General features: G+C 33.9%; 12 protein-coding genes and 1 other RNA gene. 8 read left to right on the plus strand and 5 right to left on the minus strand.

Translation table 11 applies throughout. The annotated features are described in order from the left end of the window. Positions 1 to 64: 64 nt before the first annotated feature. Both ffs and BW936_RS09580 read left to right on the plus strand, forming a co-directional pair. Positions 65 to 163, plus strand: an RNA gene (gene ffs, locus BW936_RS09575) — signal recognition particle sRNA small type. Between the two features lie 89 nt (positions 164 to 252). Continuing rightward, entirely contained in the window at positions 253 to 1,059 is an 807-nt protein-coding gene (locus BW936_RS09580) for an SDR family oxidoreductase (protein ID WP_076548166.1), read from the plus strand. Positions 1,060 to 1,088: 29 nt separating this feature from the next. Here BW936_RS09580 and BW936_RS09585 read toward each other — a convergent pair whose 3' ends face one another. Beyond that, the gene (locus BW936_RS09585) at positions 1,089 to 2,471 is read right to left on the minus strand and encodes a transaldolase (RefSeq protein ID WP_076548167.1); all 1,383 of its coding nucleotides are present in this window, start codon (positions 2,469 to 2,471) and stop codon (positions 1,089 to 1,091) included. Positions 2,472 to 2,650: 179 nt separating this feature from the next. On the opposite strand from BW936_RS09585, the gene BW936_RS09590 reads away from it, so the two are divergent. Together BW936_RS09590 and BW936_RS09595 are read left to right on the plus strand one after the other, a co-directional pair. After that, positions 2,651 to 4,273, plus strand: coding sequence for an ABC-F family ATP-binding cassette domain-containing protein (locus BW936_RS09590; RefSeq protein ID WP_076548168.1), 1,623 nt, complete (start codon positions 2,651 to 2,653; stop codon positions 4,271 to 4,273). A gap of 32 nt (positions 4,274 to 4,305) precedes the next feature. Then, positions 4,306 to 5,433: a hypothetical protein gene (locus tag BW936_RS09595; RefSeq protein ID WP_076548169.1), complete on the plus strand. Its 1,128-nt coding sequence runs from the start codon at positions 4,306 to 4,308 to the stop codon at positions 5,431 to 5,433. A gap of 10 nt (positions 5,434 to 5,443) precedes the next feature. Here the strand turns inward: BW936_RS09595 and BW936_RS09600 are convergent, their stop codons facing one another. After that, complete coding sequence (locus BW936_RS09600; RefSeq protein WP_076548170.1) at positions 5,444 to 6,166, minus strand: hypothetical protein; 723 nt, start codon at positions 6,164 to 6,166, stop codon at positions 5,444 to 5,446. Between the two features lie 204 nt (positions 6,167 to 6,370). Between BW936_RS09600 and BW936_RS09605 the strand changes: the two genes are divergently transcribed. After that, complete coding sequence (locus tag BW936_RS09605; RefSeq protein ID WP_076548171.1) at positions 6,371 to 6,943, plus strand: fasciclin domain-containing protein; 573 nt, start codon at positions 6,371 to 6,373, stop codon at positions 6,941 to 6,943. Here the strand turns inward: BW936_RS09605 and pheT are convergent, their stop codons facing one another. Beyond that, positions 6,944 to 9,373: a phenylalanine--tRNA ligase subunit beta gene (gene pheT, locus BW936_RS09610; RefSeq protein ID WP_076548172.1), complete on the minus strand. Its 2,430-nt coding sequence runs from the start codon at positions 9,371 to 9,373 to the stop codon at positions 6,944 to 6,946. It abuts the gene before it with no gap. A 122-nt stretch (positions 9,374 to 9,495) separates the two neighbouring features. Between pheT and BW936_RS09615 the strand changes: the two genes are divergently transcribed. Further along, positions 9,496 to 10,719, plus strand: coding sequence for a TlpA family protein disulfide reductase (locus tag BW936_RS09615; protein ID WP_076548173.1), 1,224 nt, complete (start codon positions 9,496 to 9,498; stop codon positions 10,717 to 10,719). 1 nt (position 10,720) lies between these two features. Here the strand turns inward: BW936_RS09615 and leuB are convergent, their stop codons facing one another. Further along, positions 10,721 to 11,839 (minus strand): 3-isopropylmalate dehydrogenase, encoded by a 1,119-nt coding sequence (gene leuB / locus BW936_RS09620; RefSeq protein ID WP_076548174.1) that lies wholly within the window; start codon positions 11,837 to 11,839, stop codon positions 10,721 to 10,723. A 2-nt stretch (positions 11,840 to 11,841) separates the two neighbouring features. Then, the gene (locus tag BW936_RS09625; protein ID WP_076548175.1) at positions 11,842 to 13,014 is read right to left on the minus strand and encodes a 2-isopropylmalate synthase; all 1,173 of its coding nucleotides are present in this window, start codon (positions 13,012 to 13,014) and stop codon (positions 11,842 to 11,844) included. A gap of 146 nt (positions 13,015 to 13,160) precedes the next feature. On the opposite strand from BW936_RS09625, the gene BW936_RS09630 reads away from it, so the two are divergent. Both BW936_RS09630 and BW936_RS09635 read left to right on the plus strand, forming a co-directional pair. Continuing rightward, a complete protein-coding gene (locus BW936_RS09630) occupies positions 13,161 to 14,705 on the plus strand; it encodes a hypothetical protein (protein ID WP_076548176.1) in 1,545 nt (514 codons plus the stop codon). 19 nt (positions 14,706 to 14,724) lie between these two features. Further along, complete coding sequence (locus tag BW936_RS09635; RefSeq protein WP_076548177.1) at positions 14,725 to 15,585, plus strand: DMT family transporter; 861 nt, start codon at positions 14,725 to 14,727, stop codon at positions 15,583 to 15,585. Positions 15,586 to 15,889: the final 304 nt, after the last annotated feature.

The raw sequence follows: 15,889 nt of genomic DNA on the forward strand, positions 1-15,889 counted from the left end.
TTTAATTCATAAAAATAAGAAACTAAAGGATTGCCAAAGTTTTAAAAGATTGTATATTTGCACCTGGCAAGTCCTACACGACCAGCTCCTGTAGAATCCCCCAGGGTGGGAACGCAGCAAGGGTATACGGTCGTAGCGGTGCGATGTAGGTAGCTTGCCTTTTTTTGTGCCTTAAAATGAGATTTTATAATTTTAGGCAACACATTCATAACCAATTCTATATAACGTTTAGCATCGCTTATTTTCTATAAAATGAAAACAAAAGTAGTACTAATTACAGGTGGATCTTCAGGTATTGGCAAAGCAATTGGCATACATTTAAAAGCAAATGGCTATAAAGTTTACGGTACAACGCGTAACAAGAGTAAATATCCTTCATTTTCAGATTTTCCGCTTTTAGAGATGGATGTTAGGAATTTAGGTACTATCAAGGAGTGTATTTCGTCATTATTGGAATTAGAAGGTAGAATTGATGTGTTGATTAACAATGCAGGTGTGGGTATTACAGGTCCCATGGAAGAAACTCCCTATGAAGAAGTGTTAAAAGCTTTTGCAACCAACTTCAACGGACCGTTAAATGTGATGAATACTGCATTGCCTGTTATGCGGGAGCAAAAAGAAGGTCTTATTATTAACATCACGTCTATTGCAGGATATATGGGGCTGCCATTTAGGGGAGTTTATTCGGCTTCGAAAGGGGCTTTGGAAATTGTAACGGAAAGCTATAGAATGGAAACCAAATCTTTTGGAGTTCATCTCACTACATTAGCGCCTGGTGATTTTGCTACGAATATTGCTTCTGGTAGATATCATACTCCGGTTTACGAAAATTCTCCATATAAACTCGCTTATAAAAATACTTTAGAAGCTATTGACGCAGATGTAGATAGTGGCGGGGATCCTAATGATGTTGCTAAAAAGATTGCAGAGATAATAAAAACGAAAAACCCTAAACCTCATTACAAGGTAGGTTCGTTTATTCAAAAATTTTCTTTGACTCTTAAGAGCTTATTGCCTGGTCGTTGGTTTGAGAAATTGTTGGAAGGACATAGCTCTTAGTAAATTGACCGTTCTATAAATATTGTTACTTAGTTATGGTAGATGTTAGAAAATCCGTCAACTATAACTGTATTGTTTGTGATAATGGCCTTGTTCATTGGGTAGAGTACCAATTTTTCAGTAAGTTCTTTAAAATCATCACTATGATATTGTGATGCCGGGTTTACGCCATGTGACGATAAAATGTTTTTCCACTCATTATAATCGGTTTTAATATTAATACCAATAAGTTCATAATCAGGTTTCTTTTCTTTTAATATGGATACGCGGTTAAAAATATCCAAATATTGTTTTTTATTAGCGCCTGACCAAAAGTAGAATAAGACTTTCTTGTTTGCGGAAATTTCGGTTAATGTTCTGCTTTCATTATCAAAAGTGATAACAGTCAAATTTGGAATTACTCGTGAAGGTTGAAGGTTTGTGATACCTTGGTAAAGGTTCTCAATTTCTTCAATATGCATATTGTTTTTAGAAACTTTTTTAAACTCTTTTAAGAAGATTTCTGTGTTTTCAGGAGCATCTTTTTTCTTTAAAAGATAATCAAAAGCCACATTTCTAAAGAGATTGTCCCTTAATTCTTTTTCAATTGCAAGGCTGTCAATTAAATGCAATTTATGTTTTTTATAATGCAATTGTCTGCTTCCATCTTCATGAGCATTGTTGCAATCCTTCTTACAACTCATATAGGATAGGTTGCCAAAATGAGCTTTCATGAAATCATAATAAGGCCTTAGGTAGGTCAGTGTATGGTCGTCGTAGTTTACCTTGTTTCTATAATTGTAAAAATCTTTTGGTAATTCATGAAAATTTTCTTCGGCTGTTTTTCTTTTATGTTGAAAAGGATATATTTCTAAGTATCTGTAATATGTATAATTTATACTGCCGGTTAATAGTTTAATTGCTTCTTTGGAAATTGGATTTTCAGAACTCAACTCCTTTAGTTTTGCAACTTTATCTTTTTTTAGAGATTCAATTTTAGCAATAAAATCTAATGGTTCTAGCTCGTAATACTCAGAATACATTGAAAAATCTTCTTTTTCAGTTGCTAAAAAGAGTTCTAATAGAAAATTATTGGATTCTTCGTTACTGCCAGAAAAGACTAATGACTCATCAAAATAAATAGTGTTAAGTCTAACCATTAGACTATCACCTTTTTCTAAATATACGTATTGGTGTTCAGGGGCTAAATTAAAGTGGTATAAGCCATTTTCAATTGATGGAAGCTTAAACTTAAATCTGTTATTGTCATCAAGTTTAGCGGAATCTATTTTAATTCTTCCTTTTAATAAAACCACTTGATCACTTGTAGGGTTTATGATTTCACCAGCAAAGACCACAGTTTCAGAATCTTTATTAGAAGAGGAGCAACCCATTATTAACGCTACGCATGTAGAAAGTAAAATTCTTATCATATAGTATATGGGACTGGTATTAGTCAAAAATAGTAAACCTAATTACCAGTAGTTGTTAATAGCTAGTTAAATGTTGTAAAGCGCTAACTTAAGAATCTTTTGTGGAAATTGATAGTAAACTAGGCAGTAAAACCTTATAAATTCAGTATTTTTGCACGGATTTTTAAAATTTAATTTCTATGTTATCTGTTTCTAATCTTTCTGTTCAATTTGGAAAACGAGTATTGTTCGATGAAGTAAACGTTTCTTTTACACAAGGTAATTGCTATGGTATTATAGGTGCTAATGGTGCTGGTAAATCTACTTTTTTGAAAATTCTTGCAGGACAAATGGACCCAACTTCTGGTCATGTACATTTAGAGCCAGGTAAGAGAATGTCCATTTTAGAACAGAATCATAATTCTGCCGATGATTTTACGGTGTTGGAAGCTGTGGTTATGGGTAACAAACCGCTCTACGAAATAAAAAAAGAAATAGATGCCCTTTATGCTGATTACGATGATAAAAATGCGGATAGAATAGGGGAGTTGCAAGTGAAATTTGAGGAAATGAACGGGTGGAATGCCGATAGTAACGCAGCTGCCTTATTGTCTAACCTTGGTATAAACGCAGATTTACATTTCACTTTAATGTCTGAGTTGGACTCTAAATTGAAGGTACGTGTGTTATTGGCACAAGCGTTATTTGGTAATCCTGATGTGTTGATTATGGATGAGCCTACCAACGACTTGGATTATGAAACGATCAGTTGGTTAGAACATTTCTTGGCAGATTATGAAAACACGGTAATTGTAGTAAGTCATGACCGTCACTTCTTGGATACCGTTTGTACGGATATTGGTGATATTGATTTTGGTAAACTGAATTTATACTCTGGTAACTATACGTTTTGGTATGAAAGTAGTCAGTTAGCTGCTCGCCAACGTGCGCAACAAAATAAGAAGGCAGAAGAGAAAGCAAAAGAATTGCAAGAGTTCATTGCTCGTTTTAGTGCAAACGTTGCAAAAAGTAAGCAAGCTACTTCTCGTAAAAAAATGTTATCCAAATTAAAAGTTGATGATATTAAGCCTTCTAGCCGTAGATATCCTGCAATAATTTTTGACAGGGAGCGAGAGGCCGGTGATCAAATATTAAACGTAGAAGGACTTTCAGCTTCAACTGACGAAGGTGAAATACTATTTAATAACGTAAACATCAACTTGGCAAAAGGAGATAAAATTACCATTATTTCTAGAGATTCTAGAGCAACATCAGCGTTCTATGATATTATAAATGGAAATAAAAAGGCAGATAAAGGTACTTTTCAATGGGGTATTACAACTACCCAGTCTTATTTGCCCGCAGATAATTCAGACTTCTTTACAAGTAACATCAACTTGGTAGATTGGTTGCGCCAATACGCCAAAACTGAAGAAGAGCGCGAAGAGGTTTACATACGTGGTTTCTTAGGTAAAATGCTATTTAGTGGCGAGGAAGCTTTAAAAAAATGTACGGTTCTTTCTGGTGGAGAAAAAGTACGTTGTATGTTGAGTAGAATGATGTTAATGCGTGCTAATGTGTTAATGTTAGATGAGCCTACAAACCACTTAGACTTAGAAAGTATAACGGCATTCAATAATTCTCTTAAAAACTTTAAAGGTACTGTTATGTTAACAACACATGATCATGAATTTGCACAAACTGTTGCAAATAGAATCATAGAGTTGACTCCTAAAGGCAACATTGACAGGTATTCAACGTTTGATGAATATATGTCTGATAAGGCGTTAAAAGATCAGCGTAACAAAATGTACGCTGAATAAGCATAGAATAGATTAACCCAAATCAATGTTTTATGAAAACCTACAAATATGTGGTCTGCTTTGTGCTGGCCTTAAGTTTTTTTGCATGCGAAAAATCTTCTGAACAAGTTGAAGAGGAAGAAGTGGCATCCATTGTGCAAGTAGATTATACGGTCTTCCTACAAAATAACAGTCAATTAAATGGGGTTGTCGTGGAATCAGATAATGAGGGGTTTGCTGTAAAAAGCACGTTGGGTTCATTTAATGACATACCTTCTAACGCTATAACCTATAGAACGGAAACCGGTATAAGTTATTACGCTACTACCAATTGCCAAGCAACATTACAATGGTATAAGGAAGAAAATTCTACTTCTGAATCCGTAACGCTTTTTGAAGACACAAGTGCGTGTGATATTAATGTGCTTGCAATGGCGCATTCAAATGAAATTGTGGCAGTAGCTTATGAGAGAGAGTTGCTAGGTAAGGATAAGCAATCTGTAGTTCGTATAAATTCGTTAATGAGTACGGTTAATAGTCCAACAGAAATCTCTTTAGACAAGAAACCAGTTGATATGGTTATTTCAACAAATAGATTATTTGTACTTACATTAAATGAATTCATAACAGATGAATTTCATTTATCTGCTATTGATTTAAATACCAATGAAGTTTTAATGGAATTAGATCTGGGCTTGGATGCACAACGTTTATTTACCAATACTAATGGTGATGTCATTGTTAGTTATCCTGAATTACACACTATTTTAGACCCTATTACTTTAGATAAGTCGTACACCACTTATGGCAAGAATACAGAACCTGGTTTTATTACAACGACCGATTATTATATGGATAATAGCGGTAAATTTTATTTTCAGAAAAACGTGCCAACAGCAAAAATAGAGGAGGTGCCGGCTATTTATGACTTTGAAAAAAACAATACTGTAGTATATCTATTTGAAAATTTCTTGACGGAGACTGAATTAAATATGAAATACAATATAGCCAATACATCGGCGATAGCGTATGATGAAAAGAATAATTTTGTTCTAATTGGTTATGAGAAAAATGGTCAGGCAGATAAAGGTGGGATTTTAAGAATTACTCCGGCTCCTGAATTTAAATTAATTGATAATATTGATTTGGATGGGGTGCCTAAAACTATATTTGTAAAATAATTTTTTAGGTTTAGCTGTTAAAATATTTGCTATTCCAAATAGCGGTATTAAAGTTTTTGCCCATGGCAAATCCGTAAAAAATTACCACTGAGGTGATGCTTTTGAATATAAATAAGAATAATAGCAAAAAATGAGCATTTGAATTTGATTTGGACAATAATCCATTTGGTATCAATATAGTTATAACAAAACTTATCAATAGTACTAAGAAGGCTAGGTTTACAATATTTTTAAAAGGCCACATTAATAATTTGCGTAACGGATTAAGGTCATTTCCCCACTGATGTATTAAATAATGATACCCATTACCCAGTGGTGCAAATAGTAGGGGGTCGTCTTTATCTTTAAGTTTAAAAAGTTTAGATGGGGCTATTATTTTAAATGCCGTTATCTCTAGATGATGTTCTTTTTCCAAACTTTTAATTTTTGATAAAGCTTCTGGAGGTATAGGTCCTTTAAAATATTTTGTGTCCAAAAAACGTAATCGGTAATCAATACAAATTTGCTTTATTTCTTCAATGTGATAAATTTTGGAACCTTCCAATAAATCTATATTAAAGTTCTTGATACAGCCATCATTGCGTAGTGCTATATTCTGTTCAATTCTGTTAAATTCATGGTCTAGGCTGTTAAGGAGGTCATAAACCTCTTTCATCCTTGTCTCATCAGTTAAAACGCGCTTATTTCTAACTTTAGAAAGTTTTTCGGCAATATTCGTTTTAGGTAGAAACATGTATTTTTTTATCAATTCACTCAAAATTAATGAATTACGGATTTTATTACCTTTTTAACGGCTAAATTATAAGTTAATAAAATGTTAAAATATAGTGGTTAGCTTTATCCTAGCTAGGTGTCAAAGACATCTAATTGTATATTGACGAAGAAATTGATCCGTTTAACGATTTCTAGAACATTTGCCATTTAAGAACCAACTATAATGAAAAAGTGGATATCGCTAATACCCCTATGCGCCCTATTTTTAGGTGTTCAGGTTTGTGCCCAGGATAATATTGTTGAAATAAAATTTGATCATTTAGTACCTGATGTGCCATCAGAAAAGTCCATAATAGAACGTACGGAAAGCTTTGAGAATCATTCCACATTATTAAATGCACTTAGAGTAACAAATTTAGATAAGGTTTTAGATTATACTGGAGACTTCACTTTTTTTGCACCGTCCAACTTGGCATTTGAAAAGCTTTCCAAAGAAACTATCGATAAATTATATAATCCTAAAAATAGAAAAGCATTGAAGGCAATGCTTTCATATCATATCATAGCAGATAAATTATCGGCCTCCAAAATCTTAAAGGCAATGTGCAGGGGTAATGGTATTGCAGAATTTACTACAATACAAGGAGAGAAAATTACAGCTACTATGAAGGGTGTGGAAATCGTACTAACGGATATATCAGGAAACAGTGCGGTTATTACTGCCGCAGACTCCAATCAATCTAACGGTATCATTCATGAAGTGGATACCGTTTTTATTCCAGAAAAAATACTTTGATCAACGAAGTGTTGCGTTCAAATTATTCTCGTAAGTACGTTGTAATTTTGACATTATTTTCTCAATTTGCTTTTCTGTCAAAGTACTTTTATCATCTTGCAAAGTAAAACTAACTGCATATGATTTTTTGCCCTCCGGTAAGTTTTTACCTTCATAAACATCAAAAAGGGTCATTTCTTTTAAATATTTACGTTCTGATCCAAAAGCAAGGTCATAAAGTTCACGGTATGTGGTCTTTTGATCTAAGAGTAAGGCAAAATCTCTTTTTACTTCTGGGTACTTAGGTATTTCTTTAAATACAACCGGTGATGTAGTAATTTGTTTTAAAACAGCACCCCAATTAAAATCTGCATAAAGTATATCTTGTTTAATGTCAAAGTGTTTTAGGATAGACTTTTTTACCAGACCAAAAGACACCAATTCTTTGGTATTGTGTGTAAATGTTAATCCTTCAGAGAACATTACAGAGCTAATAGGTTCACTTTTTAAATGAGTTATACCAAGTCTTAGTAAAACAGATTCTACAATAGATTTTAATTCAAAAAAAGAAGTTGGTGTTGTATTTGACGTCCAATTGTCTGGCATTGAGCCTCCTGATAACAAAATGCTTAAGTATTTTGGTTCTATTCTTTTATTGGCCTTTGCGTAGTAGGTTTTACCAAATTCGAACAATTTCAGATTGGATCTTCTACGGTTAATATTGTAGCTAGCGGTTTCTAAAGCAGAGAATAGAGAAGTTCTACGTAATACGGATAGGTCGCCACTTAGCGGATTAATTATTTCAATTGATCTATCTTCTTCATTCTCATTTCCTAATAAGGTAGTATAGTTAGGGTTTGTTAAGCTATTGGTTAAAATCTCAAAATAGCCTTTTGCCGCAAGTGAGTTACCAATAATCGTTTGTATAATATGGTCTTCAGTAGCTTCTGTAGTGGCAATAGAAGCGTTAAGTTTTTGGCTGAATGCTACATTGTTGTAGCCATAAACCCTTAAAATTTCTTCAATTACGTCTACTTGGCGTTGTACATCAACGCGGTATGAAGGTATTTCAAGTCCCATTCCGGCTTCAGTTACGTTTTTAACCTTAATATCAAGAGAAGCCAATATAGATTTGATCGTATCTTGTGGAATTTCTTGTCCAATAAGTTTATTGATTTTTTCAAACGCAAGAAAAACTTCAAAGTTTGGATGCTTTTTAGGATACAGGTCATAAATATCAGAAGTTATTTCACCACCGGCAATTTCCTTAATGAGTAAGGCCGCACGTTTTAAGCTGTATTCTACATTTTCAATATCAATGCCTCGTTCAAATCTAAATGATGCATCGGTATTTAAGCCATGTCTCTTGGCCGATTTTCTAATAGATACCGGATTAAAATAAGCACTCTCTAAAAAAATTGAGGTAGTTTCTTCTGTAACCCCAGAACCCAATCCGCCAAAAACACCAGCTATACACAAAGGTTTTTCAGTGTCGCAAATCATTAAATCATCTTCATGTAAAGTTCTTTCAACACCATCTAGAGTAATAAATTTGGTACCTTTTGGTAAGGTTTGAACTAAAATTTTATTCCCTTTAATTTTGGCAGCGTCAAAAGCATGTAGAGGTTGACCTAGTTCGTGCAGTACATAATTGGTAGCATCAACAACATTATTTTTTGGCGTAAGGCCAATAGCTTTAAGTCTATTTTGTAGCCAAGTAGGGCTTGGCTGTACGATAAGATTGCTCAAGGTAACTCCGCAGTAACGTGGAGCTAGATCCGTTTTTAGTACATCGACATCTATCTTTAGAGACCTATCGTTTATATTAAAGTGACTTGTAGAAGGGGTGATCAGCTCTTTGTTGATCTCCTTTTGTTTAAGTCCGGCTTTTAAATCTCTGGCTACTCCAAAATGACTCATTGCATCAGCTCGGTTTGGCGTTAAGCCAATCTCAAAAACTTCATCTTCTTCAATTTCAAAAACTTCTGAACATGGTGTACCAACCGCTAGGTTATCATCAAGCACCATGATACCTTCATGACTACTACCAAGGCCTAACTCGTCTTCTGCGCAAATCATGCCAAAACTTTCCTCTCCCCTAATTTTACCTTTCTTAATGGTCCAAGCTTCACCATCAGCCGTATAAAGTGTTGTGCCTATGGTTGCAACCGGTACTTTCTGACCTACTGCAATATTTTTGGCTCCACAGACAATTTGTACAGGTGATTCAAGGCCCAAGTCTACCATAGTGACATTTAGCTTGTCTGCATTGCTGTGTTTTTCGCAACTTAAAACGTGCCCCACGACAATACCTTTTAATCCGCCTTTAACAGATTCAAATTTCTCGACACCTTCTACTTCTAAGCCTAGATCAGTTAAAAGTTCTCCGGTTTTTTCGGATTCCCAATCTATTTGTATGAACTGTTTAAGCCAGTTATATGATATTTTCATTCAAAAAATTTATAGTTCGCAAAGATAAAACAATGCCCTAATACATTCAATAAGCTATGAAGTCTTTATTTTAATTTTTAATTCTAATATTTTAATTGTTAATTACAAACTAAAACTTAATTATGAGATTTGGTATTGTACTACTTTGCGTTTTAATGTTATTTGTTGGGTGTGAGGAAAATACGAAAAATACAAATTTGTCTGAGGGTATGTGGCTTGTAGAGCTAGATGTTATGGATAATCAGGTTTTGCCTTTTAATTTAAAGGTCGTAAAAAATGATGAAAGAGGGTATTCTATGCAAATTTTTAATGCAGAAGAAGTAATAGATCTGGATGAAGTTGAAATTAGGGGTGATTCTATTATTATGCAAACCCCGGTTTTTGAGGGCTATTTGGCAGGTACTTTTACCAAAACAATTATGCACGGGCAGTTTATTAAAGAAAGTTTAGATAGAATTGTACCGTTTACGGCTACGTATGGTACTGTTAATAGATTTGAAACTAAGAATGATAGTGCTTCTAGAAATGTTTCTGGTATTTGGGAAACCTATTTTAGTCCAGATTTAACAGAAGAATATGTTGGTAAGGGTATTTTTTTGCAAGAAGATAATAAAGTAACGGGTACCTTTAGAACTACTACAGGGGATTATAGGTTTTTAGAAGGGGTGCTCGATGGAGATTCTCTAAAACTATCTGCCTTTGACGGAGCGCATGCCTTTCTGTTTAATGCAAAAATTACCGATTCTACTATGCATGGTATTTTTTACTCAGGTAACCATTTTAAAGAGCCTTTCATTGCAACTAGAAATGACGGTTTTGAATTGCCTGATCCTGATTCGTTAACTTTTTTAAACGATGGATATGATAAATTGGCATTTACATTTCCTGATATTCAAGGAAACATGATTTCTTTAAGTGATGAAAAATATCAAGACAAAGTGGTCATCGTTCAATTAATGGGGACCTGGTGTCCAAATTGTTTGGATGAAACTAAATTTTTGGTAGATTATCTAAAGAGTAATGACGACATAGAGGTTATTGGGTTGGCGTTTGAATCTGCTAAAACAAAAGAAAAAGCAATTAAAGGTATTAAACGGCTAATAGATAGGGCAGGTGTTACGTACCCAATCTTATTGGCACAATTTGGGACTTATGATAAACAATTAGCCCAAGAAAAGCTACCTATGTTAAATCATGTACTTTCTTATCCTACTACTATTTTTATTGATAAAAAGGGGAACGTCAGAAAAGTTCATACAGGGTTTAACGGACCAGCTACGGGAAAGAAGTATACAGAATTTAAAACCAGTTTCAGTACATTGATCGCCAAATTGAGCAATGAATAGTTTAGATAATGGTTGATTTTCCTAATCCAATATTTTCATCATTTATTTTAAAACTACCGTCTAATTCCATGATGTTGTTTGCTATAAAATCGCCCACGTAATTGGTACCATATTTAGAACTTCCTAAAATATCTGGAGTAACAATTTTCTTAGAAAATGATTTTAGAACAGCAGCAACCACGGCATCAGACTCTTCATTCATTTTAAAATGCTGTAATAACATGGCAACGCTTAATATAGAAGCAACGGGGTTGGCGATATTTTTACCTGCTGCATCTGGGTATGAGCCATGTATAGGTTCGAACATGGCATGTTCTAGACCTACGGAGGCAGATGGCAATAGGCCTATAGAACCTGCAATAACACTACCTTGGTCAGAAAGAATATCACCAAACATGTTATCGGTTAAAATAACATCGAACTGAGAAGGGTTTAAAATCATCTGTACAGCTGCATTGTCAATAAATAGGCAATTGAGCGTTACATCTGGGTAACTTTCAGATATGGATTGCACAACACGTCTCCAAAGTCGAGATGTTTCAAGTACATTGGCCTTATCAACCAATGTTACTTTCTTTTTTCTAGAACGAGCAGATTTGAAAGCCAAATGTGTAATTCTACTAATTTCAGCCTCTGTATAGGTACAAGTATCCGTAGCGGAGTTATTATCTTGGTTAAAAGATTTTTCTCCGTAATATATTCCTCCAGATAGTTCTCTAAAAATAACTAAATCTGTATGCTTTACCTGGGTTTTGGAAAGGGGCGATTGTTTTATTAATGAAGGAAATACTTTAACGGGTCTAATGTTGGCAAATAGCCCTAATTTTTTACGTAATTTTAATAGACCTTGCTCAGGCCAAACTTTTGCTTTAGGATCATCATCGAATTCAGGTAAGCCCAAAGAACCAAATAATGTAGCATCTGTGTTTTTGCATAATTTTAAAGTTTCTTTTGGCAAAGGACTACCGGTTTGCTTGATTGCAGAAGCACCTATGAGTCCCTTTTTAAAGGTAAAACTATGACCAAACGTTTCTTCAACAGAACGTAAGCACTTTATAGATTGTGCAACGACCTCAGGTCCAATACCATCTCCCTCTAAAACAGCAATGTCTAAATGCATAATTAGCTAATACTTTGTAAATCTATATTTGAAGTCTCTATGATTTGATGAATATCATCATCTTTTACTTCTTTTTTAGTGTCTGCATACCTTAAAAATTCTTGATAAACATCGTCTAGTTGAATTTTAGTTAGTTCATAACCTACAATTTTTGCTCTGTAGGCCAAGGCGGCTCTACCACTTCTAGCAGTCAAAACAATAGAGGATTCTGTAACACCTACATCGGCAGGGTCTATGATTTCATACGTTTCGCGGTTCTTTATAACGCCATCTTGATGAATACCTGAGCTATGGGCAAATGCATTGGCGCCAACGATAGCTTTGTTAGGTTGTACCATCATGCCCATTTTACGGGATACCATTAAACTGGTGTCATAAAGTAGCTTGCTATTTATGGTAGTGTCAAAATTTAAATTAGGGTGTTGGCGCATTATCATGACCACTTCCTCTAAAGAAGTATTTCCGGCACGTTCGCCAATGCCATTAATGGTACATTCAATCTGTCTTGCACCGTTAACAACACCAGCAATAGAATTTGCTGTTGCCAAGCCTAAATCATTATGGCAGTGACATGATAGAATGGCATTGTGTATACCTTTTACATTTTCATGTAAGTATTTTATTTTGGCACCATATTCATCTGGTAAACAATAACCTGTAGTATCAGGAATATTTAAAACGGTAGCACCTGCCTTAATAACAGCCTCACAAACACGAGCAAGAAACTCATTATCTGTGCGGCCAGCATCTTCGGCGTAAAACTCAACATCTTCAACAAAGGTTTTAGCGTAACTAACAGCGGCAACTGCACGCTCTATAATAGCATCTCTATTAGAATTGAATTTGAACTTTATGTGCGAGTCAGATGTACCAATACCGGTATGAATTCTTGGAGTTTTAGCATATTTAAGAGCATCGGCGGCAATTTTGATGTCATTTTTGACCGCGCGAGTCAATCCACAAACTGTAGCATTTTTTACAAGCTTGGCTATGGCTTCAACAGATTGAAAATCTCCGGGACTAGAAACAGGAAAACCGGCTTCAATTACATTAACACCAAGAATATCTAGGCGCTCAGCAATGACCAATTTTTGTTCCCGGTCTAATTTACAGCCCGGTACTTGTTCTCCATCTCTTAAAGTAGTGTCAAATATTTGAACGATCTCTTTACTCATAATTATTTCCGTAGTTTTACTCGTCAAACGAATATATAACCTAAAACAGAATACCTATAAAGTTTGTGAACATGTTTACAATGTTAAGTCAGTTTTTTGGGTATATAAATCACTGAATTTCAATCAATTAAACTATTTTTTTTACGATGACAAATGCGCATAAAGATGCTTTGTTCGTTTTAGTTAAATCACTTTCTAAATCTGAAAAGCGTCAATTTAAGCTTTATGTAGGCAGATTAGGGGTGAATACGGATGCCAAATTTTTGGCCCTGTTCAATCTATTGGATAAAATAAAACACTATGATGAAAAAATTATATTAGAAAGTGGTATTGTTAAGAAAGCACAACTTTCTAATTTGAAAGCACATTTATATAAGCAGATATTAGTAAGTCTCAGGTTAAATCCTGTAAACCAGAATATAAGGGTTCAGATACGTGAGCAGTTAGATTTTGCTACTATTTTATATCAAAAAGGGCTTTACAAACAAAGTCTGAAAATTTTGGATAAGGTAAAAGGCATCGCTATTGAGAATGAAGAAAAGAATATAGCGTATGAGATTGTTGAGCTGGAGAAAATAATTGAAACCCAGTATATTACACGAAGTATTCCTGATAGAGCAAATGAGCTTGCCGTACAAGCAAAGGAATTATCTGGACATAATGTAATGACCAGTAAATTATCAAATTTATCTTTACAACTTTATGGTATGATGCTAAAAGTGGGCTACGTACGAAGTGATGAGGATTTTCAAAAAGTTAAAACGTACTTTAATGATCATTTGCCTTTGTACAATATAGAAGACTTGGGCTTTCGTGAAAAATTATGGCTGTATAAAGCTTATTTGTGGTATAGTTTTCTGACGCAAGATTTTTTATCATGCTTTAAATATGCCAGTAAATGGGTAGATCTCTTCTACGATCATAAAGACATGATTTATTTGAACCCTGTGTTTTTCTTAAAAGGGAACCATTATTTGTTAGAGTCTCTATTTTATGTGCAATATAGTTCCCAGTTTAAAGAAGTGCTTGAAAGATTAGAGTGTACACTTAAAGAAAAGGAGTTTCCGGATAATGATAATATAAACTCTTTGGTATTTATGTATTTAAATGCTAATAAATTAAATTTGCATTTTTTAGAAGGAACCTTTGAAAAAGGGCTGTATTTAGTGAAGATAGTTGAATATGGAATTAATAAACATCGAGATAGAATTGATGTGCACCATGTAATGGTTCTTTATTATAAAATTGCGTGTCTATATTTTGGTATTGGTGATAATAAAAACTGTATTCAATACTTAAAAAAGATTATTGACAATAAGAATTTGAAAATGCGAGAAGATCTAATGTGTTTTGCTCGTGTCTTAAGTTTAGTTGCTCATTATGAGGCGGGTATGGATTATCATTTAGAGGTTCAATTAAAAAGTACATATAAGTTTCTTTTGAAAATGAACGATATGCATGCAGTGCAAAAAGAGATGATTAAATTTCTTAGAAGCTTAGGAGGTATTTATCCTAACCAGTTAAAAGCAGAATTTCAGAAGTTATATAACGAACTTAAAAAGTATGAGGATCACCCATATGAAAAGAGGGCGTTCTTGTATTTAGATATTTTATCATGGTTAGAAAGTCATTTACAAAATAAACCGGTTTCTCAAATAATAAGAGAAAAAGCGTTAGCAAAATCACGTTAAGCATTACTTACATTATTGAATGAAAAATAATCATATTCAGCATTTATTAGAGATTAATTTAGCTATGCTGTTTATAGCAACATCTGGTGCACTAGGACGTTATGTGCAATTACCTGTAACGGTAACCATTGGCATACGGGCCATATTAGCTTTTGTGGCATTGCTTTTTTATTGCAAATGGAAAGGTTTTAGTTTAAAAATAGATAAGAAAGATGCTTTGGTTATTTTTCTTAGTGGGCTATTGATGGGCGTTCATTGGATAACTTATTTTTATGCATTGAAGTTGTCTAATGTAGCTATTGGTATGCTTTCTATATTTACATATCCGGTGATTACTGCGTTCTTGGAGCCTTTTCTTTTAAAAACTAAGTTTCAATTGGTACATCTGCTTCTTGCTGTTTTGGTCCTAACAGGAATGTATTTTTTGAGTCCTACTTTAGACTTCGAAAATAAATATACCATAGCCATTGGTTTTGGAGTGCTTTCAGCTTTGGCCTATTCATTAAGAAATATAATGATGAAAAAGAAAGTTTCAAAGTATAATGGGTCAATGTTAATGACATATCAAACAGCAATTGTTGGCCTTGTTTTATTTCCTTTTATGTTTAGCGTGCCTTTTGAGGCAATTTTAAATCAATGGGAAGTATTGGTAGCCCTTGCTATTCTAACCACGGCTATTGGTCATACCATGTTTTTAATGACATTTAAACATTTCAATATTACCACTGTTAGTATTTTAAGTAGTGTGCAACCTGTTTATGGTATTTTGATAGGAGCCTTATTTTTATCTGAAATTCCAAAAGGAACAACCATTTTGGGGGGATTACTTATTTTGAGTTCTGTGGTAATAGAAAGTATTCGCTCAAAAAGAGCTACTTAATGTTTACTGTGGTATTGATTGTTGAAAACTTGTGTGTTAGATTGTTATTTATGGATAATGATATCTAAAAATGAAGTTTTACTTTAGATTTTAGTTATAATTAACTGGTCAGAATTCCAGTGAAGAATTAAAAAGAACTGATTTGTTTATCCTTGTTACAGATAAGTTTTTTAAAAATCATGTTCTCTTTTCTGCAGATGTTAGAATTGAGTTTTATTCGATACTTGAGATTTTAATGGTAAAACCCTTGTACCCATATTTCGTTAGATTTTTTAATTACTTTACAGGTTTGTTCCGTGGTTAT

The sequence above is a fragment of the Maribacter ulvicola genome, assembly GCF_900155985.1.
Classification (GTDB): Bacteria; Bacteroidota; Bacteroidia; order Flavobacteriales; family Flavobacteriaceae; genus Maribacter; species Maribacter ulvicola.

What these genes read in the sequence shown, in the direction of transcription:
- BW936_RS09580 (WP_076548166.1), top strand. Translation starts at nt 253, where the DNA reads ATGAAAACAAAAGTAGTACTAATTACAGGTGGATCTTCAGGTATTGGC.
- BW936_RS09585 (WP_076548167.1), bottom strand. Translation starts at nt 2,471, where the DNA reads ATGATAAGAATTTTACTTTCTACATGCGTAGCGTTAATAATGGGTTGC.
- BW936_RS09590 (WP_076548168.1), top strand. Translation starts at nt 2,651, where the DNA reads ATGTTATCTGTTTCTAATCTTTCTGTTCAATTTGGAAAACGAGTATTG.
- BW936_RS09595 (WP_076548169.1), top strand. Translation starts at nt 4,306, where the DNA reads ATGAAAACCTACAAATATGTGGTCTGCTTTGTGCTGGCCTTAAGTTTT.
- BW936_RS09600 (WP_076548170.1), bottom strand. Translation starts at nt 6,166, where the DNA reads ATGTTTCTACCTAAAACGAATATTGCCGAAAAACTTTCTAAAGTTAGA.
- BW936_RS09605 (WP_076548171.1), top strand. Translation starts at nt 6,371, where the DNA reads ATGAAAAAGTGGATATCGCTAATACCCCTATGCGCCCTATTTTTAGGT.
- pheT (WP_076548172.1), bottom strand. Translation starts at nt 9,373, where the DNA reads ATGAAAATATCATATAACTGGCTTAAACAGTTCATACAAATAGATTGG.
- BW936_RS09615 (WP_076548173.1), top strand. Translation starts at nt 9,496, where the DNA reads ATGAGATTTGGTATTGTACTACTTTGCGTTTTAATGTTATTTGTTGGG.
- leuB (WP_076548174.1), bottom strand. Translation starts at nt 11,839, where the DNA reads ATGCATTTAGACATTGCTGTTTTAGAGGGAGATGGTATTGGACCTGAG.
- BW936_RS09625 (WP_076548175.1), bottom strand. Translation starts at nt 13,014, where the DNA reads ATGAGTAAAGAGATCGTTCAAATATTTGACACTACTTTAAGAGATGGA.
- BW936_RS09630 (WP_076548176.1), top strand. Translation starts at nt 13,161, where the DNA reads ATGACAAATGCGCATAAAGATGCTTTGTTCGTTTTAGTTAAATCACTT.
- BW936_RS09635 (WP_076548177.1), top strand. Translation starts at nt 14,725, where the DNA reads ATGAAAAATAATCATATTCAGCATTTATTAGAGATTAATTTAGCTATG.